Origin of the sequence: Streptomyces sp. S.PB5 (genome assembly GCF_030403745.1) — a bacterium.
Taxonomy (GTDB): domain Bacteria; phylum Actinomycetota; class Actinomycetes; order Streptomycetales; family Streptomycetaceae; genus Streptomyces.
In genome coordinates this window covers 975069-997573 of the sequence record NZ_JAQMWP010000001.1, presented here as the reverse complement: position 1 = coordinate 997573, position 22505 = coordinate 975069, and the positions used below count along the sequence as shown (strand labels likewise).

The following is a 22505-nucleotide window of genomic DNA, read 5'->3' as shown; positions in this document are numbered from 1 at the left end:
CCCTTCGTATCCGATCGGCCCCTGTGCCCGCACATCCGGATCCCCGGTGAAGCCCCGTGATCATCAGTTCGAGAGGACCCGAAACCATGGCCGACGCCCCTGCCGGCAAGGTGACCTTCGTCGGTGCCGGCCCCGGCGCCGCCGACCTGCTGACGTTCCGTGCCGCGCGCGCGATCGCCGAGGCCGACGTCGTGATCTGGGCGGCCAGCCTGGTCCAGGCCGAGGTTCTGCAGCATGCGCGCGAGGACGCGGAGATCCTCGACTCGGCGACCATGTCGCTGGAGGACGTCGTCGCCGTCTACGAGCGGGCCGTCGCCGAGGGGTTGCACGTGGCCCGTATCCACTCCGGTGACCCCGCCCTCTGGGGCGGCACCCAGGAGCAGCTCGACCGGTGTGCGCGGATCGGGATCGCCACCGAGGTCGTTCCCGGTGTCTCCGCCTTCTCCGCCGTCGCGGCGCTCGCGCAGCGCGAGCTGACCATCCCCGAGGTCGCGCAGTCCGTCGTCCTCACCCGGCTCGGCGGCGGCAAGACGCCGATGCCGCCCGGCGAGGAGGTGCGGGAGTTCGCCAAGCACGGCACCACCATGGCGATCTTCCTGTCGGCCGCGCGCAGCGGGCAGCTCGTGCGGGAGCTGCTGGAGGGCGGCTATCCGACCTCCACTCCCGTCGTCGTCGCCTATCAGGCCACCTGGCCCGAGGAACTCGTCGTGCGCTGCACGATCGAGACCCTGGAGGAGACGGTCAAGGAGCACAAGCTCTGGAAGCACACCCTCTTCCTCGTCGGCCCCGCCCTCGACGCCGAGGGCACCCGCTCGCACCTCTACCACCCCGGTCACTTCCACGGCTATCGCAAGGCGGACCCGCAGGCCCGTCGGGCGTTGCGTCAGCGGGGTGCGAGTACATGATCACGGTCTTCGGCACGGGGACGGGGGCGCCGGTTCCCGCCGAGGTGCTGGCCGGAGCCCGGCTCGTCGTGGGCGCGCGGCGCCATCTGGCGTCCGCGCCGGTTCCGGAGGATGCCGAGCAGGTCGTTCTCGGGCCGCTGGCACCCGCGTTGGACATCATCGAGCGGCATCTCGACAAGCAGGACCATGTCGTCGTACTCGCCTCCGGTGACCCCGGGTTCTTCGGGATCGTGCGGGTGCTGGCCGAGCGGTTCGGGGCCGAGCGGCTCGATGTGCGGGCGGGGGTGTCCTCCGTCGCCGACGCGTTCGCGCGGGTGGGGCTGCCCTGGGACGACGCCGTCGTCGTCAGCGCGCACGGACGGGAACTGCGGACTGCTGTGAACGTGTGCCGGGCGCGGCCGAAGGTCGCCGTGCTGACCGGGCCGGGGGCCGGGCCCGCGGAGATCGGTGCCGCGCTCCGGTGCGACGACCGGGTCCTCGTCGTGGCGTCCGCGCTCGGGTCCGAGGAGGAGCGCGTCGAACGCGTCTCCCCCGCCGAGGCCGCCGCCCGTGACTGGGGTGCGTCGGTGAGCGTGGTCCTGTGTCTCGACGAGGCGCGGGTGCTCGGTGCCGTGCGGACCGTCGCCGGGGCGCCCGTCGGGCCCTCCCGATGGGCTCTGGACGAGGGCGAGTTCACCCACCGCGACTCGATGATCACCAAGTTCGAGGTGCGGGCGCTGGCGCTGGCCCGGCTGGGTCCCCGGCTCGGGGAGCTGGTCTGGGACATCGGTGCGGGTTCCGGGTCCGTGGCCGTCGAGTGCGCGCGGCTCGGGGCCGCCGTCGTCGCGGTCGAGAAGACCCGGGACGGTGTCGAGCGGATCCGCGCCAATGCCGCCGCGCACGGTGTCGACGTACGGGCCGTGCACGGGGCGGCGCCGACCGTGCTGTCCGATCTCGACGACCCGGATGCCGTGTTCATCGGGGGCGGAGGGCATGAGCTGCCCGCCATCGTCACCGCGTGTGCGCGACGGGCCCGGCGGACGGTGGTCGTGGCGATGGCCGCGCTCGACCGGGTGCCGGCGGCGCGGGAGGCGCTCACCGGAGCCGGGTTCAGCTGCGACGGGGTGCTGTTGCAGTCCTCGCGGCTGGCGCCGCTGCCGGGTGACGTGACCCGGCTCGCGGCCACCAACCCCGTTTTTCTGCTGTGGGGGACCCGGATCCCCGTCTCTCAGCAATCTCGGCAATCTCAGAAACCTCAGGAAACTCAGCAATCTCAGGAATCTCAAGAAGGAGTTGCACTGTGATCGGCCTCATCTCCGCCACCTCGGCGGGCGCGGCTGCGCGGGACCGGCTGGCCGCGGCGTGGCCGGAGCGGACGCGGGTGTACGAGGGTCCCGTCGGGGACGTCGTGCGGGCCGCGTTCGCGGAGTGCGAGCAGCTCGTGTGCTTCCTCGCCACCGGGGCTGTGGTGCGGCTGGTCGCGCCGCTGCTCGGGGACAAGACGTCCGACCCGGGTGTGGTGTGCGTCGACGAGGGCGGGCGGTTCGCCGTGTCGCTGGTCGGCGGGCACGGCGGCGGCGCCAATGAACTCGCGCGTGAGGTAGGCGAGTTGCTGAGCGCGGAGCCGGTGGTGACGACGGCGACGGACGCGGTCGGGCTGCCGGGGCTCGACACGCTCGGCTTCCCTGTGGAGGGCGATGTCGCGGCCGTCTCGCGGGCGCTCCTGGACGGTGAACCGGTCGCCCTGAAGGCGGAGTTGGCTTGGCCGCTGCCCGCATTGAAGGTCACCGACGACGGCGCCTACGCCGTCCGGGTCACCGACCGGCTCGTGGACGCCGCCGAGCGTGAGGCCGTCCTGCGGCCGCCGTCCCTCGTCGTCGGGGTCGGCGCCTCCAAGGGCGTGCCGGTGGACGAGGTGCTGGGACTGGTCCGGGACGCCCTGCGGGACGCCGGGCTGTCGGAGGCGTCCCTCGCAGAACTCGCCACCGTGGACGCCAAGGCGGAGGAGCCGGGCATCGTCGAGGCCGCCCGGATACTGGGGGTCCCGCTGGTCACCCACACCGCCGCGGACCTTTCGGCCGTCGTGGTGCCCAATCCCTCCGACGCGCCGCTGGCCGCCGTGGGCACGCCGTCGGTCGCCGAGGCGGCCGCGCTCGTCAGCGGCGGTGAACTCCTTGTTCCCAAGCGGAAGTCCTCTCGGGCGGACGGGCACGCCGCGATGGCGACCTGTGCCGTCGTACGGCGTCCCGCGCGCGGCCGGCTCGCTGTGGTCGGGCTAGGGCCCGGCGCCCGGGATCTGCTCACGCCCCGCGCGAAGGCCGAACTTCAAAGCGCCGCCGTGCTGGTCGGCCTGGACCAGTACGTCGACCAGATCCGCGATCTGCTGCGGCCCGGCACCCGGATCCTGGAGTCGGGGCTCGGGGCCGAGGAGGAGCGGGCGCGCACGGCCGTGGCGGAGGCCCGCAAGGGGCAGGCCGTCGCACTGATCGGCAGCGGGGACGCGGGCGTGTACGCCATGGCCTCCCCCGCGCTGGCCGAGGCGTCCGACGACATCGAGGTCGTCGGCGTGCCCGGCGTCACCGCCGCGCTCGCGGCCGCCGCGATCCTCGGCGCACCCCTCGGCCACGACCACGTCTCCATCAGCCTCTCCGACCTGCACACCCCCTGGGAGGTCATCGAGCGGCGGGTGCGCGCCGCCGCCGAGGCGGACATCGTGGTCACCTTCTACAACCCGCGTTCGCGCGGCCGGGACTGGCAGCTGCCGAAGGCGCTCGCGATCCTCGCCGGGCACCGGGAGCCGACGACGCCGGTCGGGGTCGTACGGAACGCGTCGCGGGCGGACGAGTCCAGTCGTCTCACGACACTGGGCTCCCTGGACCCGGCGACGGTCGACATGATGACGGTGGTGACCGTGGGCAACACGGCGACCCGTGACATCGCGGGGCGCATGGTGACACCGCGCGGCTACCGCTGGCAGACGGCAGAGGAGGGCGCCAGGTGATCCGTGAGGTCCATCCGATCGAGGTGGAGTCCTACCGGCGGCTGCGCGCCCGCCTGGACACCTCGCACTTCCCGCCGCTGACCCGGGCGGTGGTGGAGCGGGTGATCCACTCCGCCGCCGATCTGGAGTACGCGGACGATCTCGTCATGGACGAGGGGCAGTTGGAGAAGGCCCATGCCGCTCTGCACGGCGGGGCGCCCGTCGTCGTGGACGTGGAGATGGTCGCGGCCGGGATCACCCGGCGCGAGACCGTCTGCCGGCTGAAGGACGCGGTGGCCGGTGACGGGCTGACCCGTTCCGCGCACGCCATCCGGCTCGCCTACGAGCAGGTCGGACCCGGCGCCCTGTGGGTCATCGGCAACGCCCCCACCGCGCTGGAGGAGTTGCTGACCCTGGACGCCGCCCCGGCGCTCGTCATCGGACTGCCCGTCGGCTTCGTCGGTGCGGTCGAGTCCAAGGCCGCGTTGCGCGAGAGCGGGCTGCCCGCTGTGAGCAACGTGTCCGAGAAGGGCGGATCGGCGGTCGCCTCCGCCGCGCTCAACGCCCTGCTGTACCACCCCACTTCGTACTCCGAGGAGAAATCGTGACCACCCATCGGCCCGCACTGCTCATCGCCGGTCATGGCACCCGGGACGACGGCGGCGCCGACGCGTTCCGCGACTTCGTCCGGGAGCTCGACCGCCGCCACCCCGACCTGACCGTCGCGGGCGGCTTCATCGAACTGTCCCCGCCGCCGCTGGGCGAGGCCGTCACCGAGCTGGTGGAGAAGGGCGTACGACGCTTCGCCGCGGTTCCGCTGATGCTGGTGTCCGCCGGACACGCCAAGGGCGACATCCCGGCGGCGCTGGCCCGTGAGAAGGAACGGCACCCCGGGATCTCGTACACCTACGGCCGGCCGCTGGGCCCGCACCCGTCGCTGCTGAACGTGCTGGAGCGGCGCCTGGACGAGGCGCTCGGCGGCTCGGCGCGCACGCCCGGCGACCGCTCGGACGTGACGGTGCTGCTCGTCGGGCGCGGTTCGACCGACCCCGACGCCAACGCCGAGGTGCACAAGGCGGCCCGGCTGCTGTGGGAGGGGCGCGGGTACGCGGGCGTGGAGACGGCGTTCGTGTCGCTGGCCGCGCCGGACGTGCCCAGCGGGCTCGACCGGTGCGTGAAGCTGGGCGCCCGGCGGATCGTCGTGCTCCCCTACTTCCTCTTCACCGGCATCCTCCCGGACCGGGTCCGGCAGCAGACCGAGGGCTGGGCGGCCGCGCACCCCGAGACCGAGGTGCACTCGGCCGATGTCATCGGCCCGGAGCCGGAACTGCTCGACCTGGTGATGGAGCGGTACGAGGAGGCTCTCAAGGGCGATCTGCGGATGAACTGCGACTCCTGCGTGTACCGCATCGCGCTCCCCGGCTTCGAGGACAAGGTCGGCATGCCCCAGCAGCCGCACTTCCACCCCGACGACGACGGCCACCATCACCACGGCCACCATCACCATGGCGCGCACTCGCATGCGCACTGAGGGGCACAGAGGGACGGCTCACGACCTCCGTCACCACGGTGACGCCGAGGTCCGGGACGACGGTGCCCGGCTCACGGACCTCGCGGTGAACGTGCGCGCGGACACGCCCCCGGCGTGGTTGCGGGAGCGGATCGCCGAGTCGCTGGGCGGGCTGGCCGCGTACCCGGACGGCCGGGAGGCGCGGGCCGCGGTGGCTGCCCGGCACGGTCTCCCGGTGGAGCGTGTGCTGCTCACCGCGGGTGCCGCCGAGGCGTTCGTGCTGCTCGCACGCGCCCTGGAGGTGCGTCGGCCGCTGGTGGTGCACCCGCAGTTCACGGAGCCGGAGGCGGCGCTGCGGGACGCGGGCCATTCGGTCGGCCGGCTGCTGCTGCGCAAGGAGGACGGCTTCCGTCTCGACCCGGCGGCCGTCCCCGAGGACGCGGACCTGGTGGTGATCGGCAACCCGACGAACCCGACGTCGGTCCTGCATCCCGCCGCGGACATCGCCCGGCTCGCCCGTCCCGGGCGGACGCTGGTGGTGGACGAGGCGTTCATGGACGCGGTGCCGGGCGAGCGGGAGGCCCTGGCCGGCCGTACCGACCTCCCCGGCCTGATCGTGCTGCGCAGTCTGACCAAGACCTGGGGTCTGGCGGGTCTGCGCATCGGCTATGTCCTCGCGGCCCCCGAGACGATCACGGACCTGGAGCGGGCCCAGCCCCTGTGGCCGGTGTCGACCCCCGCCCTCGCCGCGGCCAGGGCCTGCGTGGAGCCGCAGGCCCTGGCCGAGGCGGCCCACGCGGCGCACCGCATCGCCGCCGACCGGGCCCATCTGGTCGCCGGGCTGCGGGAGTTCGCCCCGGACGGACTGACGGTCGCCGAACCGGCGGAGGGCCCCTTCGTCCTCGTACGGCTGCCGAACGCGGCCGCGGTACGCCGGCACCTGCGCGATCTCGGTTTCGCGGTGCGGCGCGGGGACACCTTCCCGGGCCTCGACGAGGAGTGGCTGCGGCTGGCGGTGCGGGACCGGGCGACGGTCAACGCGTTCCTCCAGGCGCTGGATCAGGCACTGGTCCTGGCGGACCGCTGACCCGCTCACGAGGTCGGTCAACAGCCCTGGCAGAGCAAGGCTGTTGACCTTGACGACCTCGGGGGTCAGCCCCTGGCGCGACGGGCGAGGGCGACCGCTCCCCCGCCTGCGACGAGCAGCGCGATCGCGCCGCCGGCGATGTACGGGGTCATCGAGCTGCCGCCGGTCTCGGCCAACCCGGCCTCGGCGGGGGCGCCCTGGGGCTCTACGTCCCCGGCCGGGACGGTGGACTCCGACGGCTCGGTGGCCGCGGCCGCCGGGGCCTCGCAGGTGGCCTTGGCGAGGGTCAGGGTGCCCTCGACCTCGGCCACGTTGAGCTTCAACGGGTTGACGGAGACGGTGAGTTCGAGGGCGGTGGCGGCGGCCGTGTCGGTCGTGGTCTCGGTCTTGGAGAGGTCGAGACGGACCTCTCCGACACCCGGCACCTTGACCTCGGTCGGGCCACCGGCGGTGAGCGTGACCTTCTTGCCGAGGACGGTGACCGAGCCCAGCAGGTTGGAGGTCGCGGTCGGCGTCTTCCCGGCCTCGCAGGTCGCCTTGGAGGTGACCGTGCCGAGCTCGATGAGGGAGAGCAGGGGCAGGCCGGGAACATGGAGCTTGGCGTGGGCGAGGGTGGTGGAGGCCTCGGCCCTGGCGTCGGTGACGTCCGCCTTGGCCTGCGCGACCTCGGCGTCCAGCACGCTGAAGGGCTGTCCTCCGTCGACGCCGTTCAACTGGGCCGTCAGCGCGGTCTTCTCGGCGCTCTGCGGCGCCTGCACCTCGTTCAGGGAGACCGCGAGCGGGACGTTCACGGTCTTGTTGAGCAGGGAGACGTCGAGCCCGGTGCGCAGGACGACAGCGCTCGCGCGCCCTTCGTCACCGGTCGCGTGCGCGGAGCCGGCACCGGCCAGGACCGCGGGACCGGCGGCCAGGGCCGTGGCCGCCGCGACGGTCGCGAGACGGCGTGCGGGCATCGGGAAGTTCTTGCCGTTCAAGGTGGGGACCCCTCAGAGGAGACTTGCTCGGGACCCGGCAAGAATTACGCACTCAGAGTGAACAGTCAGCAGTCCGGCGGCAGTTCACTCCAACGTGGTCTTTCCGTGAACCTTTTCGAATCGCGCGGCACGGACGTTCCACTTCTTCACCGCCGCACCTCCCCTTGTCCGAATGCGCGGGTTGACGCGCCGGAGCGTACCGAGGAGTGCATAACGGCCGACGGGGCCGATCCGTCACGCTCGGTCAACACCGGGCAGGTGACAGGGCCCGCGCCCTCAGCCGACGACCCGCCCGTTCAGCATCACCCGGCGCGGTGCCGCCAGTACGCGTACGTCTGCTCGCGGGTCCGTCTCGTAGACCACGAGGTCGGCTGCGGCACCCTCCTCCAGACCCGGGCGGCCGAGCCACTCGCGGGCCGTCCAGGTCGTCGCCGCGAGGGCCTGGAGCGCCGGGATGCCCGCCTTGGTCAGCTCCTCCACCTCGGCGGCGACCAGGCCGTGCGGCAGGGTGCCGCCGGCGTCGGTGCCGACGTAGACCGGGATACCGGCGTCGTAGGCGCCCCGGACGGTGTCGTAGCGGCGTTCGTGGAGCCGGCGCATATGGGCGGACCAGCGGGGGAACTTGGACTCGCCACCGTCCGCCAGCCTCGGGAACGTGGCGATGTTGACCAGGGTCGGGACGATCGCGACGGAGCGCTCGGCGAAGAGGGGGATCAGGTCGTCGGTGAGGCCGGTGGCGTGTTCGATGCAGTCGATGCCGGACTCCACGAGGTCGCGGAGGGAGGACTCCGCGAAGCAGTGGGCGGTGACACGAGCGCCGAGGCTGTGGGCCTTCTCGATCGCCGCCTGTGCCGCCTCGCGCGGCCAGCTGGGGGCCAGGTCGCCGAGGTCGCGGTCGATCCAGTCGCCGACGAGTTTGACCCAGCCGTCGCCTCGGCGGGCCTCCTGGGCGACGTAGGTGACCAGGTCCTCCGGTTCGATCTCGTGGGCGAAGCCGCGGATGTAGCGGCGGGTCCGGGCGATGTGGCGGCCGGCTCGGATGATCTTCGGGAGGTCCTCGCGGTCGTCGATCCAGCGCGTGTCGGAGGGAGAGCCCGCGTCGCGGATCAGGAGGGTGCCGGCCTCGCGGTCGGTGCGGGCCTGCTTCTCGGCCACGTCGATGTCGACCGGGCCGTGCGGGCCCAGACCGACGTGGCAGTGGGCGTCGACCAGACCGGGCAGGGTCCAGCCCTCGACGGTCCGGACGTCCTGGGCGCCGACGGGACGGTCGTAGGAGATCCGGCCGTCGACGACCCACAGTTCGTCGCGGATGTCGTCGGGTCCGACGAGGACCCTGCCCTTCACGTGCAGCACCGCGTGATCGCTCATGCCTGCACCTTAATCAGGTGTCGCCGCCCACCTGATCGGACGTCTCCTCCTCGACCTCGGCCATGGCCGGGTCCAGCAGACGGGACAGGAAGTGGCGGGTGCGTTCGTGGCTCGGGCTGCCGATGACCTGGTCCGGGCGGCCCTCCTCGACGATCACTCCGCCGTCCATGAAGACGACCCGGTCCGCCACTTCCTTCGCGAAGGTCATCTCGTGGGTCACGACCATCATCGTCATGCCCTCCTGAGCGAGCATGCGCATCACCGCCAGCACATCCCCCACCAGCTCCGGGTCCAGCGCGGAGGTCGGCTCGTCGAAGAGCATCACCTCCGGGCCCATCGACAACGAACGGGCGATCGCGACCCGTTGCTGCTGGCCGCCGGAGAGGGAGGCGGGGTAGGCGCCCGCCTTCTCCGAGAGGCCCACGCGGTCCAGGTTCTCCGCGGCCACCTTCGCCGCCGTCGCCTTGTCCCGCTTCAGGACCCGCCGCTGCGGCAGCGTGAGGTTCTCGGTCACCGTGAGGTGCGGGAAGAGGTTGAACTGCTGGAAGACCATCCCGATCCGGCGGCGTACGGCGTCGATGTCGACGTCGGGGTCGGTGAGTTCGGTGCCGCCCACGAAGACCTGGCCCCTGGTGGGCTCTTCGAGCAGGTTCACGCATCTGAGCAGTGTCGACTTGCCCGATCCCGACGGGCCGATCACGCACACCACTTCGCCCTGGCCGATCTCCAGGTCGATGCCCTTGAGGACCTCGTTGTCGCCGAACGACTTGTGCAGACCGCGTACTTGGATCTCGGGGCGGGCCGAAGGAGACGTCTCGGTCATTTCACGGCCTCCTGGGCCTTCGCCTCCATACGGCGCACGACGAAGCCGAGCGGGATCGTCACCAGCAGGTAGCACAGGCCGGCGACGAGGATCGGCGTGGAGTTGGCGGTCGTACTGGCCAGGTCGCGGCCGTACTTGGACAGTTCGCGCTCCTCCAGGGTGACCCCGAGGAAGAGGACGAGTGAGGAGTCCTTGAAGAGGAGGACCAGTTCGTTGGTCAGGGGCGGGAGGATGATGCGGAAGGCCTGCGGGATGATGATCGAGATCATGGCCCGCGCGGGCGAGAAGCCCAGTGAACGGGCCGCCTCCATCTGCCCCTTGGGGACCGCCTGGATGCCCGCGCGGATCGTCTCCGCCATGTACGCGGCCGCCACCAGGCCGAGCGCCAGCGCGACCTTGCCGTAGGTGCCGCCGGGGATCTCCGTGCCGGGGAAGGCCAGGGGGACCGCCACGCCGATGAAGATGAAGATCAGCAGGGCGGGCAGGCCGCGGAAGATCTCGATGTAGACACCGGCGAACCAGCGGTAGGGGCCCACCGACGACAGCCGCATCAGCGCGATGACCATGCCGAGGGCGAGCCCGAAGACGAAGCCGGACAGCGTGTAGAGCACCGTGTTCTTGAGCGCCAGCGTGATGACGTCCGGGAACATCTCCTTGGCGATGTCCCACTGGGCGAACTGGTTCTTCAGCCGGTCCCAGTCGGCCGCGGCCGCGAAGGCGATCACGGCCGCGACGAAGACGACGTACTGGGCGCCGCGCGACAGACTGCGCTTCTGACGCCGGGTCAGGCCCTTCTTGCGGGGCTGGAGTTGTGCGTCCGCGCCCGTCATGAGGCGGACGGGGAAGCGGAGGCCGCGGACTCCCCCTCTGCCGCAGAAGCGACGTACGGACCGATCCACTTCTCGTACAGCTTCTTGTACGTGCCGTCCGCCTTGGCGTCGGCCAGGGCCTTGTTGACGGCGGCGAGGAGCTTGGCATTGCCCTTCTTCACCGTGAAGCCGTACTGCTCACCGGTGTTGAGCTGCTCGGCGACCTGGAAGGCGTCCGCGTTGGCCTTGTCCTTCAGCCAGCCCTGGACCACCGGGTAGTCGATGACGACGGCCTTGACCTGGCCGGAGCGCAGGCCGTTGAGGACGGCGTCGGAGGACTCGAAGGAGACCGGGTCGAGGCCCTGGCTCTTTGCGTAGTCCTCGCCGGTGGTCTGCGCCTGGGCGCCCAGCTTGACCTTCTTGGACTTGGCGTCCGCGAGGGACGTGATGCCGCTGCCCTTGTCGACGAGGAGGGCCTGGGTGGCGTCGAAGTAGGGGTCCGAGAAGTCGACGTTCTTCTTGCGCTCCTCGGTGATGGTCATGCCGGCGGCGGCCAGGTCGCACTCGCCGGAGTTGAGGAAGGCGCCGGTCTTGAAGTTCTCGAAGGGGGTGTCGAGGATCTCCTGCTTCACACCGAGGTCCTCGGCGACGAGGTCGACGAGCGACACGTCGAAGCCCTGCACCTCGCCGTCGATCTCCGACTGGAAGGGCGGGTACGGAAGGTGGGTGCAGGTGGTGAGCTGCCCGGCCTTGACGAGCTCGACACCGCCGGCGGCGGTCTTGGTGCCGCTGCCGCCGTCGTCGTCCGAGGAGCAGCCGGCCACGAGCAGCAGCCCGGCCGTCGCGGTGGTGGCGGTCAGGATGCGGGTCCGGCGCCCGAGGGTCGTCTTCACGGGGAGCCTCCTGTGAGGGAACTTTGGGTTCCGATTATAAGGAAACGTTTGGGCCCCTCAAACCAAAGCGATGGCTGCGAGGCCGTTCAGCCTAAGAAGCACCGGTCCGCGCGGGGTGCCGCGACCCGGTTACCCTCGATCACCTCTACCCCAGTGAGCGAAGAGAGCACCGTCGTGACCCATCCGTTCCTTGACCTGGCCCCGCTCAGCGCCGCGCACTTCGCGTCGATCGAGGACCGCGTGGCACGGCTGCTGAGCACCTCGCAGGATGTCGTGATCATGCAGGGGGAGGCTCTGCTTCCGCTGGAGGGGGCGATCCGGGCGACGGCGGGGCCGGGGACGGTGGCGCTGAACGTCATCACGGGGCCCTACGGGCAGACCTTCGGGGACTGGCTGCGGGACTGCGGGGCGACGGTGATCGATCTCGCGGTGCCGTTCCACACGGCGGTGACGGCCGAGCAGATCCGGGAGGCGTTCGCCGAGCATCCCTCGATCGACTTCGTGTCGCTGGTGCACGCGGAGGCGGCGACCGGCAACACCAACCCGGTCGCGGAGATCGGCGAGGTGGTGAAGGAGCACGGCGCGCTGTTCTACCTGGACGCCGTGGCCTCCGTCGGTGCCGAGCCGGTGCTGCCGGACGCGTGGGGTGTCGACCTGTGCGTGATCGGGGCGCAGAAGGCGATGGGCGGGCCGGCCGGGGTGTCGGCGGTGTCGGTCAGCGCACGGGCGTGGGCGCGGATGGCGGCGAACCCGCAGGCGCCCCGGCGGTCGTACCTCTCGCTGCTGGACTGGAAGGAGCGGTGGGTCGACGGCGGCCGCAAGGCCCTGCTGCACGCTCCGGCACAGCTGGAGATGCTGGCGCTGGAGGCGTGCGTCGAGCGGATCGAGTCCGTGGGGCTCGATGCGGTGATGACCCGGCACGCTTCGGCGGCGGCCGCCACGCGGGCGGGGGCGGTCGCCCTGGGCGGGGGGCTTGAGCCGTACGTGTACGAGGCCCGGGACGCGGCCCCGGTCGCCACGACCCTGCGGGCGCCGGCGGGTGTGGTGGCGTCGGAGCTGGTGGCTCGGGCGCTGGCCTCGGATCCGGTGCTGCCGCTGAGCGCGGGTGGGGGTGCGCTGGCCAAGGAGATGATCCGGGTCAACCACTACGGGGCGGACGCGACTCCGGGGGCGGTGCGGGCGAGTCTTGCGGCGCTCGGGGCGGCGTTGGGGGAGAAGGGGCTGGATGTGGATGTGGAGGGGGCGCTGCGGGTGGTGGAGAGCAGCTGGCGGTAGGCCGCCTTTGCCGGCTGGGGGCGGGTTTCCTCGCCCCCAGCCGGGCAAGGTGGAAACGGCTTAGCCGTCGACCGCATACGCCCTCTACAGTCACCGCATGCGGCGCACCGACATCACCCTCGACGACGGCGCCTGGGCGGGGCTGTCCCTGGAGATGCAGGCGCGCCCGCGGCCGGATCTGTGTCTGTTCAGTGCCGAGGGGCGACTGCTCCTTGCACAGCGGTCCCGGACGGTTCTTCTCGGCGCCGTCGAGGAGGACCACTGCGGGGTGGAGTTCTGGCGTACCGACGGCTACCGCTCCCCCGTCGCGCCGGTGCGCGCGGAGACGGCGCGGGCGCTGGCGGGGCGCCCCGACCGGTGGGCGCACCGGTTCGCGCAGGCGCTGGCCGACTCGTCTCACGGCCCGTTGCACGACGGCCGGTGGCTGCTCTCGCCCGAGAGTCCGCTGCTGCACTGGAACCACAACCGGCTGCCGGAGGGGGAGTACTGGGGGTCGATGCTCGTCGAGGGGCATCCGGACGGGTACATCGACTGGTTCTTCCACTCGGGCTCCTGGGAGCTGCTACCGCTCCGTCCCATGCCCCGCGCCGACGACGGCCGGGTCAAGGCGTATCGCAAGCAGGCCCGGGACGGCACGCTCCCGCCGGTGCTGTTGTGGTGGGTCAGCGGTCTGGACTGTCATCTGGTCCTGGACGGTCACGCGCGGCTCGCGGCGGCGATCGCCGAGTCGGTCGCGCCCGCGGTACTGCATCTGGACCGGACCGCGCCGAGCGACGAGGTGACCGCGGGCACCGAGCAGGCGGTGCGGGCCTATGAGACCGAACTGGCTCGCTTCGCCGAGCTCCGCGCGGTCCATGGCGCCGGGGTCCCGGACGGTGCCGCCGTCGCGGGGCCGCCTCTCGCCCGGCGCCTTCGGGAACTGCGGACGGCCCAACGGCCCTCCTGGGCCTGGCCGTTGCCCGGAGGCGAAGCCCAATGGCGGCGCGTCGCCCGCGAGGTGACCGCCCCCGGGACATGGGCCCGTGCCATGCTCACCCCATGACCACCGACAAACCCCTCACCCTCCCCGACGGCCGCCCCGTCCCCCACGTCACCGGTGATGAACTCCCCATGCTGGAAAGCTGGTTGGACTTTCACCGGGCCACCCTGGAGCTGAAGTGCGCCGGGCTGGACGACGATCAGGTGCGGATCGCGTCCGCCGAACCCTCCGGGCTCACCCTGCTCGGGCTGGTGCAGCATCTCTCCGAGGTCGAGCGGAACTGGTTCCAGCGGGTGGTGGGCGGGCTCGATGTGCCGCCTGTGTACGAGGACGTCACCGGGTATGCCCTCGATCCCGGGCGGACGCTTCAGGACGCGCTCGGCGTCTGGCGCCGCGAGATCGCGCGCGGTCGGGAGATCATCGCCGGGCGGTCGCTCGACGAGGTCGGGAGGGTCGCCGAGGGACCCGTCCCCGGGATGGAGGTGAGTCTGCGGTGGGTGCTCATTCATCTGATCGAGGAGTACGCCCGGCACAACGGCCACGCGGACATCTTGCGGGAAAGAATCGACGGGGTTACCGGGGCCTAATTACAAGGTAATTCCGGAATTCACTCCAGCGCAGCTTCCCATATTCTCCTGCCCGCTTTTTCCGGTCCTAAACGCAAAGATTCTGCGAACGCCAACCGGCTGAATTCGGGCAGATCTCGTGGGGGTTACATGGGTGTGACGCGTTACACAGGATCATCAATTCGCCCCTTTTGCGGCGGTCGAAGACGCACATATCACCCACCCCTCACGCGGCCGCCCGCGCCCGCGCGATAACACAGCCCCCGCTACCATGTAACCCCTCCCGACGATGCAATTTTGAATTTCCCTCGGTAAATTCAATCCGCATGACTGCCGCACCAGCAGACACATCAGCAGAACTGGAAATCGACCGTCCGTCCGTCGCGGACGGTGCCGCGTTGTGGCGGATAGCGCGGGACTCGAAGGTCCTCGACCTGAACTCGTCGTACAGCTATCTGCTCTGGTGTCGCGACTTCGCCGCCACGTCGGCCGTAGCACGCGACGGACGCGGGGAGCCGGTCGGCTTCGTCACCGGTTACGTACGGCCGGACCGTCCGCACACCCTGCTCGTCTGGCAGGTCGCCGTGGACGAGACGCACCGCGGCCGCGGGCTCGCCGGGAAGCTGCTCGACGGGCTGGCCGCACGGGTCTTTGCCGAGCAGCGGATCACCGCCGTCGAGACCACCGTCACCCCGGACAACACCGCCTCCGAGCGGCTGTTCTGCGCCTTCGCCGAGCGCCATGACGCCGCTCTGGAGCGCGAAGTGCTGTTCGACACCGGCCTGTTCCCCGACGGGCCGCACGAACCCGAAGTCCTGTACCGCATCGGCCCCCTCTCCTTCTGACGACCCCCACGCACTCCCCACGCACTCCCCCACGCATCGAGGAGCGATTCGTCGTGACCATCACCCAGCCCGACCTCAGTGTCTTCGAGACCCTCGAGTCCGAGGTCCGCAGCTACTGCCGCGGCTGGCCCACCGTCTTCGACCGCGCGCACGGCAGCCGTATGTACGACGAGGACGGCCACGAGTACCTGGACTTCTTCGCCGGCGCCGGTTCGCTGAACTACGGGCACAACAACCCCGTCCTGAAACGGGCGTTGATCGACTACCTGGAGCGGGACGGCGTCACGCACGGGCTCGACATGTCGACCACCGCCAAGCGCGCCTTCCTCCAGACCTTCCAGGATCTGGTGCTCCGCCCGCGCGATCTGCCCTTCAAGGTCATGTTCCCCGGGCCGACCGGCACCAACGCCGTCGAGTCCGCGCTGAAGCTCGCCCGGAAGGTCAAGGGGCGCGAGGCCATCGTCTCCTTCACCAACGCCTTCCACGGGATGTCCCTCGGCTCCCTCGCCGTCACCGGCAACGCCTTCAAGCGGGCCGGGGCCGGGATACCGCTCGTGCACGGCACGCCCATGCCCTTCGACAACTACTTCGACGGGCAGGTCCCGGACTTCCTGTGGTTCGAGCGGCTGTTGGAGGACCAGGGGTCGGGGCTCAACAAGCCCGCCGCGGTGATCGTGGAGACCGTGCAGGGCGAGGGCGGCATCAATGTCGCGCGGCCCGAGTGGCTGCGGGCGCTCGCCGAACTGTGCGAGCGGCAGGACATGCTGCTCATCGTCGACGACATCCAGATGGGGTGCGGGCGCACCGGGGCCTTCTTCTCGTTCGAGGAGGCCGGCATCACGCCCGACATCGTCACCGTCTCCAAGTCCATCAGCGGCTACGGACTGCCCATGTCCCTCTGCCTGTTCAAGCCCGAGCTGGACATCTGGGAGCCGGGCGAGCACAACGGCACGTTCCGCGGCAACAACCCCGCCTTCGTCACCGCGACCGCGGCCCTTGAGGCGTACTGGGCCGACGGGTCAGCGATGGAGAAGCAGACCCGGGCGCGCGGCGAGCAGGTGGAGCAGGGACTCATCTCCCTCACCGAGGAGAACCTCGCCGATGTGAAGGAGTACCGCGGGCGCGGGCTGGTGTGGGGACTTGAGTTCCACGAGAAGGCGCGGGCCGAGCGGGTCGCCCGGCGGGCCTTCGAACTCGGGCTGCTCATCGAGACGTCGGGGCCGGAGAGCGAGGTCGTCAAGCTGCTGCCGGCGCTGACCGTCACCCCGGAGGAGCTGGACGAGGGCCTGAGCGTCCTCGCCCGTTCGGTACGCGAAACCGTCTGAGAGAAGGAGCTGTTCAGCACGTGATCGTCCGATCGTTCAAGGACATCGAGGGCACCGACCGCCATGTGAAGTCGGCGTCCGGCACCTGGGAGAGCAAACGGATCGTGCTCGCCAAGGAAAGGGTCGGCTTCTCGCTGCACGAGACGATCCTGTACGCGGGTACGGAGACGTCGATGTGGTACGCGAACCACATCGAGGCCGTCGTCTGCGTCGAGGGCGAGGCCGAGCTGACCAACCACGAGAGCGGGCGGACCCACTCGATCACGCCCGGGACCATGTACCTCCTGAACGGACACGAGCGGCACACACTGCGGGTCAAGGAGGACTTCCGCTGCATCTGTGTGTTCAACCCGCCCGTGACCGGCCGGGAGGACCACGACGAGAACGGCGTCTACCCGCTGCTCACCGAGCCCGACCCCGAGGAGGTGTGACATCACCATGACCACTGTCACCGATCTCTACCCCAGCCGCGGCGCCACCGAGGTGTCCCTCCCCCGCAAGGACCCGGTCGTCTGGTCGGCGCCCGGCACCCCCGGGCCGATCCCGACGGCCGGCCTGGAGTCCTTCGAGCGCGACGGGTTCCTCGCCGTCGAGGAGCTCATCGGTGAGGACGAAGTCGCCCTCTACCGCGCCGAGTTGGAGCGGCTCGTCACCGACCCCGCGATCCGCGCCGACGAGCGTTCGATCGTCGAGCCGAAGTCCAAGGAGATCCGCTCGGTCTTCGAGGTGCACCGGATCAGCGAGGTGTTCGCGAACCTGGTGCGCGACGAGCGGGTGGTCGGGCGGGCCCGGCAGATCCTCGGCTCGGACGTCTACGTCCACCAGTCGCGGATCAACGTCAAGCCCGGCTTCGGTGCCTCCGGCTTCTACTGGCACTCGGACTTCGAGACCTGGCACGCCGAGGACGGCCTGCCGAACATGCGGACGGTGTCCGTCTCGATCGCGCTGACCGAGAACTACGACACCAACGGCGGGCTCATGATCATGCCCGGCTCGCACCGGACCTTCCTCGGGTGCGCGGGGGCCACGCCGAAGGACAACTACAAGCAGTCGCTCCAGATGCAGGACGCGGGCACGCCCTCGGACGAGGCCCTGACCGCGATGGCCGGCGAGTACGGCATCAAGCTGTTCACCGGCAAGGCGGGTTCGGCGACCTGGTTCGACTGCAACTGCATGCACGGCTCCGGGGACAACATCACCCCGTTCCCGCGCAGCAATGTGTTCATCGTGTTCAACAGCGTGGAGAACGCGGCCGTGGAGCCCTTCGCGGCCCCGATCCGGCGGCCGGAGTTCATCGGCGCCCGGGACTTCACCCCTGTGAAGTAGGCCTCACAGCCACGCCAGCGACGCGGCCGACTCCAGTACGTTCCGTACGGCGGCCGCGTCGCCCGTGGTGTCCTTCGGTACCTCGTCCGGTGTGTACCGGCCGCCCACCAGGAGGCAGAAGTCGACCGGGTCCAGGGCGAGTTCGGCCCGCACCGGCTCGTCCTCGGAGCCCAGCACCCACTGCTCGGCACCGGTCACCGAGAACAGCACCGGCGGTGCCTGGGTCCCGAGGGCCATGCCGAGGATGCGGACCGCGAGCCGGACCAGCTGCCCCAAGTGCTCCGCGGGCGGCGGCGGTACGGCGAGTCCCAGGGCGCGGCCGATGTCGTCGGTGTGGATCCACGCCTCGAAGGCCCGCGCCACATAGTGGTCGGCGATCGGAAGCCGCGCGCCCATCAACGTCACGGGCCGGGCGGCGAGTTCGGGATCATGCGCCTCGGGTGCGGCGAGCAGTGCGTCCGCCTGCGCGGCCCAGTCGCCGGCGGTCTCCCCGGGCGTACGGCCGTGCTCGCGGTCGATGATCTCGCCGGTCCGCAGGTTCCAGGCCTCGCCCCAGTGGGTGCCGGCCGGTACGCGGGTGGGCGGCAGCCGGGTGTCCAGGCCGAGCAGGCGCACCAAGTGCTCGTCCGCGGCGAGGAGATGGGCGACCGTGGCGTGGACGTCCCAGTCGTGCACGACCGGCGTGCTCCAGCGGCCCTCCAGCTCGGGCAGCAGCGCCCTGAGACCCGCCACGGCGGCGGCGTAGGGCGCGGCGTGTGCGGCGACGCGGGGGGCGGCGGGCCGGGTGCGCAGGGCGGCGGAGAGGATGTCGGCGGCCGGTCGGCGGCCCGAGCCGTTGCCCGAAGGGCCGTCGAGGAGCCGTACCGTCTCGCGCAGGCGCTCTGCCTCCGCCGCGCAGTCGTCGCACTCGGCCAGGTGCAGCGGGACCGTTCTGCGCTCGGCAGGCTCCAGTGCCCCGAAGGCCCAGGCGGCCAGCAGGTCCCGTACGCCGTCGTGTTCGGCGGTCACCGCATGCCCCCTTTCCTGGAGCGAGCGTCCCCTGCCATCATGCGCCCCTTTCGAGCGCAGGGTCGGGTGGGTCGGCCAAAGACTCGGCCAAGGTACGTAACGCCGTGCGCAGACGGGTCTTCGCGGTGCCTTCAGGGATGCCCAGTTCGACGGCGGCCTGGCGGTAGGTGCGGCCCGCGAAGTAGGCCAGGTGCACCACCTCCCGCTGGGGCTGCGGGAGTTCGGCGAGGGCGGAGTGCAGAAGGATGGAGCGCTCGCGGTCCACGACGGTCTCGTCGGGGCCGGGGCCGGGCTCGGGGATGGCCTGGAGCGCGGAGTCGTCGGCGCCGGCGTCCTTGCGGTGCCGGGCCTCGCTGCGCACCCAGTCCACGGCCCGCCGGTGGGCGAGCATGGAGAGCCAGGTGCGCAGGGTGCCGCGGCCGGCGTCGTAGGCGTACGGCCTGCTCCACAGCTGGGCGAAGACCTCCTGCGCCACGTCCTCGGCGGCGCCCGGGCTGCGGGTGACCCGCACGGCGACCCGCCGCACCAGACCTCCGTACGCCTCGTACGCCTCGGCCAGCGCGGACTCGTCGCCGTACACGAGCCGCCTGTGCAGCTCCGCGTCGGCGGGAGGCCGCACTGACGTATCGCCCGCGTGTTCCACCGGCACCACCACCCCTGGTGCCTTTCCTAGCGTTCCCGCCGGGCCCGCGCCAGCGGTTCACGACAACAAGCCATGGCCAGTGATTCACGAGCCGTAGTTCAGCCGGACAGGACGTCCAGGAGACGGTCGACGTCGGCAGGGGTGTTGTAGAGGTGGAAGGAGGCGCGCAAGTTGCCCGCGCGGTCGGAGACCTCGATGCCCGCCGCGCTCAACTCCCGCTGCTTCCCGCCCAGTCCGGGCACCGAGACGATCGCCGAGCCGGGCGCGGGCAGCACCTCGCGCCCGAGGGCGGCCAGTCCGGCGCGGAAGCGGTCGGCGAGGGCCAGGTCGTGGGCGCGGATGGCGGTCACGCCCAACTCCTCGATCAGGGAGAGGGAGGCGCGCAGTCCCGCGTAGACGAAGAGGGCGGGGCTGATGTCGAACCGGCGGGCGGAGTGGGCGAGTTCGGCGATCGGGCCGTAGCAGCTGTCCCAGGGGATCTCGCCGGCGACCCAGCCGGCCAGCAGGGGTGTCAGCGCGCCGAAGTCCTCCGGGACCACCAGGAAGGCGGCGCCGTGCGGGCCGAGGAGCCACTTGAAGCCGGTGGAGACGGTGTAGTCGTACGGCGTGGCGTCCATGGCCAGCCAGCCGGAGGCCTGCGAGAAGTCGACGTACGTCCGCGCCCCGTGCGTCCGGGCCGCCTCCCGCAGGGCGGGCAGGTCGGCGATGCGGCCGTCGGCTGACTGGGCGGCGCTCACCGCGACGAGGGCGGTCTCCGGGCGGACGGACTCGGCGAGCCGCTCCAGGGGGACGATGCGGACCTTGAGGTCGCCGCGGGCGTGGAAGGGGTTCACGACCGAGGCGAAGTCGTCCTCGGCGGTGAGGACTTCGGCGCCGGCGGGGAGCGAGGCGGCGACCAGTCCGGAGAACGTGGACACGGAGGCACCGGCCGCGACCCGGCTCGCCGGGACTCCGGCCAGCCGGGCGAAGGCGGCGCGGGCCGCCTCCACGTCCTCGAACAGCGGGTCCAGCGGCCGGCCCTCGGCCCGGATCAGCGCGGCCTCCGTCAGGGCGGCCACGGTGCGGGCGGGGAGCAGACCGCTGCTCGCGGTGTTCAGGTAGGTGTTCTTCGGGGCGAACTCAGCACGGACGAGGCTCTCGAAGGTCTCCATGGCTCCACTGTGGGGCCCTCCGAACCATCAGTCCATTGCGAATTCTTAAGTGATTCCCCTAAGGGGTGCTTATACATCCGCCCCGACCTGCACGTACGTCCGGCGCCCTACTTCTGCGGCACCGCGCACCCGTCGGGACCGCAGGCCTCGGCGCCACCGTCCTCGATCAGCTGCAGCGGCGGACGCGCGCCCCACGCCTGGGTGAGCGCCTGGGTGAAGACCTCGGCGGGCTGGGCGCCGGAGACGCCGTACTTGCGGTCGAGAACGAAGAACGGCACGCCGTTCGCGCCGAGTTCGGCGGCCTCGCGCTCGTCGGCGCGGACGTCGTCGGCGTAGGCGGTGGGGTCGGCGAGGACCTTGCGGACGGCATCGGCGTCCAGGCCCGCGGAGACGGCCAGCTCCACGAGCCGCTCCTCGCCCTCGGAGAAGACGGAGCGCTCCTCGGCGAAGTTGGCCTTGTAGAAGATCTGGATGAGCTCGTCCTGCTTGCCCTCGGCCTTGGCGAGGTGGAGCAGACGGTGCATGTCGAAGGTGTTGCCGTGGTCGCGGCCGCGGGTGCGGTACTCGAGGCCCGCGGCGGCGGCCTGTGCGCCGAGGTTCTCCTCGCCGGCCTGGGCCTGTGCCTCGCTCATGCCGTACTTCTTGGCCAGCATCTTGGTCACGGGCTGGATGTCGCCCTTGGCGCGCCCCGGGTCCAGCTCGAAGGAGCGGTGCACCACCTCGACCTGCTCGCGGTGCGGGAAGGCCTCCAGCGCCTCCTCGAAGCGGGCCTTGCCCACGTAGCACCAGGGGCAGGCGATGTCGCTCCAGATCTCGACGCGCATGTCTTCGGCTCTTTCCAGGTCGTACGGGTACGGAGACGCCCTCCGATTAATCGGTGAACGTTCAAGGAGTGGGGTTCATTCCCCGGCCACCCTGAAGGTCATCCGCCGATGGTGGTGGCCCGGCTCGACGGGGTGAGCGGCCCAGCCCTGGCGGGCGTAGAAGGCCTGTGCCCGTGCGTTGTCCACATGCACCTCCAGGACGGCCGTCCGCTTCCCGTCGGCCTGCCACTGCTCGACGCAGGCCGTGTGCAGGGCGGCGCCGAGGCCGGAGCGCCACCGGTCGGGGTCGACATGGAACTGGAAGAGCTCGACCGTTTCCGCCGGGGCACCCTCCGGGGTGCGGAAGGAGGCGAGCCCGGCGATACGGCCGCCCTCCACCAGGCACAGGACATGGCCGTCCGGCCGGGCGATGGCACCTTGCCAGGTGGCGAGCCAGTCGGTGCCGTCGTCCGGGACGCCGTCGGGGTAGTACGTGGCCCGGGCGCGGGCATGGAGCGCGGTGACGGCCTCCGCCTCGGCGGGTACGACGGTCCGGATCACTCGACCCGCTCCGGTGCTGTCCTTGATCATGCAACGGAGGACGGGGTCCCGGCGCCTCCGGTTCCCGGTGCCGCCGTCGCTCAGCTTCCGTCCCGAAGGTCCTTCGGCCAGTCGGGCCTGAACTCCAGGTGGTCGTACGTCACGACGCACCCCTCCCCCATCGGCGACTGCGTCATGAAGCCGACGAGGGCGGCGTCGCTCTCCTTCTCGTCGGCGAGCGTGAACAGCCGGACGAATATCCAGCGTTGGCCGTCGCGGGAGGCATGGAAGGCGAAGGCGCGGCCGGTGCGGCTCACTCTCAGCCACACGGAACTGCCTTCCACGGTGAAGGCGTTGGCGTCGTCGGAGTGTCCCCGGGTGACCACCGTGCAGATGGTGGCCACGTCCGGGGAGTACTCCAGACAGAGCTTGGCCCAGGCCCGTTCGCCGACATGGACGTAGAGGACTCCCGCGTCGAAGGACGCGTTGAACCCGACCGTGACCCGGGCGATGAGCTGGAAGTCGCCCTCGGGGGCGCCGAGGAGACGGGGTGCGTCGGTGGCGGGGTCGAGGGCCTCACCGGTGGGCGGTACGAAGCGGTCCTGACGTGGACCGGCCCATCCGGTGAGGATCCCGTCCTCGTACGACCAGTGTCCGTCGGGGCCGTAGGTGCGGAGAGGGAAAGGGAGTTCGGGAAGTTCCACGTCCATCGTCAG

General features: G+C 71.2%; 24 protein-coding genes. 13 read left to right on the top strand and 11 right to left on the bottom strand.

The genetic code is table 11. The features are described from left to right. The first annotated feature begins 86 nt into the window (after positions 1 to 86). Genes cobM through cobC form a run of 6 tightly spaced genes read left to right on the top strand, consistent with a single transcriptional unit; the run spans position 87 to position 6461 of the window. Entirely contained in the window at positions 87 to 905 is an 819-nt protein-coding gene (cobM, locus tag PH203_RS04525; protein WP_289916352.1) for a precorrin-4 C(11)-methyltransferase, read from the top strand. Continuing rightward, the gene (gene cbiE, locus PH203_RS04520) at positions 902 to 2188 is read left to right on the top strand and encodes a precorrin-6y C5,15-methyltransferase (decarboxylating) subunit CbiE (protein ID WP_289916350.1); all 1287 of its coding nucleotides are present in this window, start codon (positions 902 to 904) and stop codon (positions 2186 to 2188) included. The genes cobM and cbiE overlap by 4 nt, the downstream gene beginning before the upstream one ends. Next, positions 2185 to 3885 carry a precorrin-3B C(17)-methyltransferase gene (cobJ, locus tag PH203_RS04515; RefSeq protein ID WP_289916348.1) on the top strand — a complete coding sequence of 567 codons (1701 nt, stop codon included), beginning with the start codon at positions 2185 to 2187 and terminating at the stop codon, positions 3883 to 3885. The genes cbiE and cobJ overlap by 4 nt, the downstream gene beginning before the upstream one ends. Next, on the top strand, positions 3882 to 4472 hold the full coding sequence (locus PH203_RS04510; RefSeq protein WP_289916345.1) for a precorrin-8X methylmutase: 591 nt from the start codon (positions 3882 to 3884) through the stop codon (positions 4470 to 4472). Before cobJ ends, PH203_RS04510 begins: the two co-directional genes overlap by 4 nt. Beyond that, positions 4469 to 5395: a sirohydrochlorin chelatase gene (locus PH203_RS04505; RefSeq protein WP_289916343.1), complete on the top strand. Its 927-nt coding sequence runs from the start codon at positions 4469 to 4471 to the stop codon at positions 5393 to 5395. The genes PH203_RS04510 and PH203_RS04505 overlap by 4 nt, the downstream gene beginning before the upstream one ends. After that, entirely contained in the window at positions 5385 to 6461 is a 1077-nt protein-coding gene (cobC, locus tag PH203_RS04500; protein ID WP_289916341.1) for an Rv2231c family pyridoxal phosphate-dependent protein CobC, read from the top strand. The genes PH203_RS04505 and cobC overlap by 11 nt, the downstream gene beginning before the upstream one ends. A gap of 65 nt (positions 6462 to 6526) precedes the next feature. On the opposite strand, the gene PH203_RS04495 is transcribed toward cobC, so the two are convergent. The 5 genes from PH203_RS04495 to PH203_RS04475 form a co-directional block, all read right to left on the bottom strand. After that, entirely contained in the window at positions 6527 to 7435 is a 909-nt protein-coding gene (locus PH203_RS04495; RefSeq protein ID WP_289916340.1) for an SCO1860 family LAETG-anchored protein, read from the bottom strand. Between the two features lie 276 nt (positions 7436 to 7711). Beyond that, positions 7712 to 8803, bottom strand: coding sequence for an amidohydrolase family protein (locus PH203_RS04490; RefSeq protein WP_289916339.1), 1092 nt, complete (start codon positions 8801 to 8803; stop codon positions 7712 to 7714). A 13-nt stretch (positions 8804 to 8816) separates the two neighbouring features. Then, positions 8817 to 9626 carry an amino acid ABC transporter ATP-binding protein gene (locus PH203_RS04485; protein ID WP_289916338.1) on the bottom strand — a complete coding sequence of 270 codons (810 nt, stop codon included), beginning with the start codon at positions 9624 to 9626 and terminating at the stop codon, positions 8817 to 8819. Continuing rightward, positions 9623 to 10456 carry an amino acid ABC transporter permease gene (locus tag PH203_RS04480; protein WP_289916336.1) on the bottom strand — a complete coding sequence of 278 codons (834 nt, stop codon included), beginning with the start codon at positions 10454 to 10456 and terminating at the stop codon, positions 9623 to 9625. Before PH203_RS04480 ends, PH203_RS04485 begins: the two co-directional genes overlap by 4 nt. Continuing rightward, positions 10453 to 11328 carry a transporter substrate-binding domain-containing protein gene (locus PH203_RS04475; RefSeq protein WP_289916334.1) on the bottom strand — a complete coding sequence of 292 codons (876 nt, stop codon included), beginning with the start codon at positions 11326 to 11328 and terminating at the stop codon, positions 10453 to 10455. Before PH203_RS04475 ends, PH203_RS04480 begins: the two co-directional genes overlap by 4 nt. A 174-nt stretch (positions 11329 to 11502) precedes the next feature. On the opposite strand from PH203_RS04475, the gene PH203_RS04470 reads away from it, so the two are divergent. The 7 genes from PH203_RS04470 (at position 11503) to thpD (ending at position 17644) form a co-directional block, all read left to right on the top strand. Next, entirely contained in the window at positions 11503 to 12603 is a 1101-nt protein-coding gene (locus PH203_RS04470; protein WP_289916649.1) for an aminotransferase class V-fold PLP-dependent enzyme, read from the top strand. A 97-nt stretch (positions 12604 to 12700) separates the two neighbouring features. Continuing rightward, complete coding sequence (locus tag PH203_RS04465; RefSeq protein ID WP_289916332.1) at positions 12701 to 13645, top strand: hypothetical protein; 945 nt, start codon at positions 12701 to 12703, stop codon at positions 13643 to 13645. After that, complete coding sequence (locus tag PH203_RS04460; protein ID WP_289916330.1) at positions 13642 to 14169, top strand: DinB family protein; 528 nt, start codon at positions 13642 to 13644, stop codon at positions 14167 to 14169. The genes PH203_RS04465 and PH203_RS04460 overlap by 4 nt, the downstream gene beginning before the upstream one ends. Positions 14170 to 14474: 305 nt before the next feature. Then, complete coding sequence (ectA, locus tag PH203_RS04455) at positions 14475 to 14993, top strand: diaminobutyrate acetyltransferase (protein WP_289916328.1); 519 nt, start codon at positions 14475 to 14477, stop codon at positions 14991 to 14993. Positions 14994 to 15046: 53 nt separating this feature from the next. Further along, a complete protein-coding gene (gene ectB / locus PH203_RS04450) occupies positions 15047 to 16318 on the top strand; it encodes a diaminobutyrate--2-oxoglutarate transaminase (RefSeq protein ID WP_289916326.1) in 1272 nt (423 codons plus the stop codon). A gap of 20 nt (positions 16319 to 16338) precedes the next feature. Then, entirely contained in the window at positions 16339 to 16749 is a 411-nt protein-coding gene (locus PH203_RS04445; RefSeq protein WP_289916324.1) for an ectoine synthase, read from the top strand. Between the two features lie 7 nt (positions 16750 to 16756). After that, complete coding sequence (gene thpD, locus PH203_RS04440) at positions 16757 to 17644, top strand: ectoine hydroxylase (protein WP_289916322.1); 888 nt, start codon at positions 16757 to 16759, stop codon at positions 17642 to 17644. 3 nt (positions 17645 to 17647) lie between these two features. Here thpD and PH203_RS04435 read toward each other — a convergent pair whose 3' ends face one another. The 6 genes from PH203_RS04435 to PH203_RS04410 all read right to left on the bottom strand — a co-directional run bounded on the left by PH203_RS04435 (position 17648) and on the right by PH203_RS04410 (position 22499). Then, positions 17648 to 18652, bottom strand: a complete 1005-nt coding sequence (locus tag PH203_RS04435) for a maleylpyruvate isomerase family mycothiol-dependent enzyme (protein WP_289916320.1) — start codon at positions 18650 to 18652, stop codon at positions 17648 to 17650. Between the two features lie 37 nt (positions 18653 to 18689). After that, complete coding sequence (locus PH203_RS04430; RefSeq protein WP_289916316.1) at positions 18690 to 19307, bottom strand: sigma-70 family RNA polymerase sigma factor; 618 nt, start codon at positions 19305 to 19307, stop codon at positions 18690 to 18692. Positions 19308 to 19393: 86 nt separating this feature from the next. Beyond that, the gene (locus tag PH203_RS04425) at positions 19394 to 20446 is read right to left on the bottom strand and encodes an aminotransferase class V-fold PLP-dependent enzyme (protein ID WP_289916314.1); all 1053 of its coding nucleotides are present in this window, start codon (positions 20444 to 20446) and stop codon (positions 19394 to 19396) included. 107 nt (positions 20447 to 20553) lie between these two features. Next, positions 20554 to 21270: a DsbA family oxidoreductase gene (locus PH203_RS04420; protein WP_289916313.1), complete on the bottom strand. Its 717-nt coding sequence runs from the start codon at positions 21268 to 21270 to the stop codon at positions 20554 to 20556. A gap of 75 nt (positions 21271 to 21345) precedes the next feature. Beyond that, positions 21346 to 21840, bottom strand: a complete 495-nt coding sequence (locus tag PH203_RS04415) for a GNAT family N-acetyltransferase (protein ID WP_289916311.1) — start codon at positions 21838 to 21840, stop codon at positions 21346 to 21348. Between the two features lie 50 nt (positions 21841 to 21890). Next, on the bottom strand, positions 21891 to 22499 hold the full coding sequence (locus PH203_RS04410) for a DUF1349 domain-containing protein (RefSeq protein ID WP_289916310.1): 609 nt from the start codon (positions 22497 to 22499) through the stop codon (positions 21891 to 21893). Positions 22500 to 22505: the final 6 nt, after the last annotated feature.

Bases quoted from the DNA above. Each gene is read 5' to 3' on its own strand.
- cobM (WP_289916352.1), top strand. From the start codon at position 87: ATGGCCGACGCCCCTGCCGGCAAGGTGACCTTCGTCGGTGCCGGCCCC.
- cbiE (WP_289916350.1), top strand. From the start codon at position 902: ATGATCACGGTCTTCGGCACGGGGACGGGGGCGCCGGTTCCCGCCGAG.
- cobC (WP_289916341.1), top strand. From the start codon at position 5,385: ATGCGCACTGAGGGGCACAGAGGGACGGCTCACGACCTCCGTCACCAC.
- PH203_RS04490 (WP_289916339.1), bottom strand. From the start codon at position 8,803: ATGAGCGATCACGCGGTGCTGCACGTGAAGGGCAGGGTCCTCGTCGGA.
- PH203_RS04485 (WP_289916338.1), bottom strand. From the start codon at position 9,626: ATGACCGAGACGTCTCCTTCGGCCCGCCCCGAGATCCAAGTACGCGGT.
- PH203_RS04480 (WP_289916336.1), bottom strand. From the start codon at position 10,456: ATGACGGGCGCGGACGCACAACTCCAGCCCCGCAAGAAGGGCCTGACC.
- PH203_RS04465 (WP_289916332.1), top strand. From the start codon at position 12,701: ATGCGGCGCACCGACATCACCCTCGACGACGGCGCCTGGGCGGGGCTG.
- PH203_RS04460 (WP_289916330.1), top strand. From the start codon at position 13,642: ATGACCACCGACAAACCCCTCACCCTCCCCGACGGCCGCCCCGTCCCC.
- ectA (WP_289916328.1), top strand. From the start codon at position 14,475: ATGACTGCCGCACCAGCAGACACATCAGCAGAACTGGAAATCGACCGT.
- thpD (WP_289916322.1), top strand. From the start codon at position 16,757: ATGACCACTGTCACCGATCTCTACCCCAGCCGCGGCGCCACCGAGGTG.
- PH203_RS04425 (WP_289916314.1), bottom strand. From the start codon at position 20,446: ATGGAGACCTTCGAGAGCCTCGTCCGTGCTGAGTTCGCCCCGAAGAAC.
- PH203_RS04420 (WP_289916313.1), bottom strand. From the start codon at position 21,270: ATGCGCGTCGAGATCTGGAGCGACATCGCCTGCCCCTGGTGCTACGTG.
- PH203_RS04415 (WP_289916311.1), bottom strand. From the start codon at position 21,840: ATGATCAAGGACAGCACCGGAGCGGGTCGAGTGATCCGGACCGTCGTA.
- PH203_RS04410 (WP_289916310.1), bottom strand. From the start codon at position 22,499: ATGGACGTGGAACTTCCCGAACTCCCTTTCCCTCTCCGCACCTACGGC.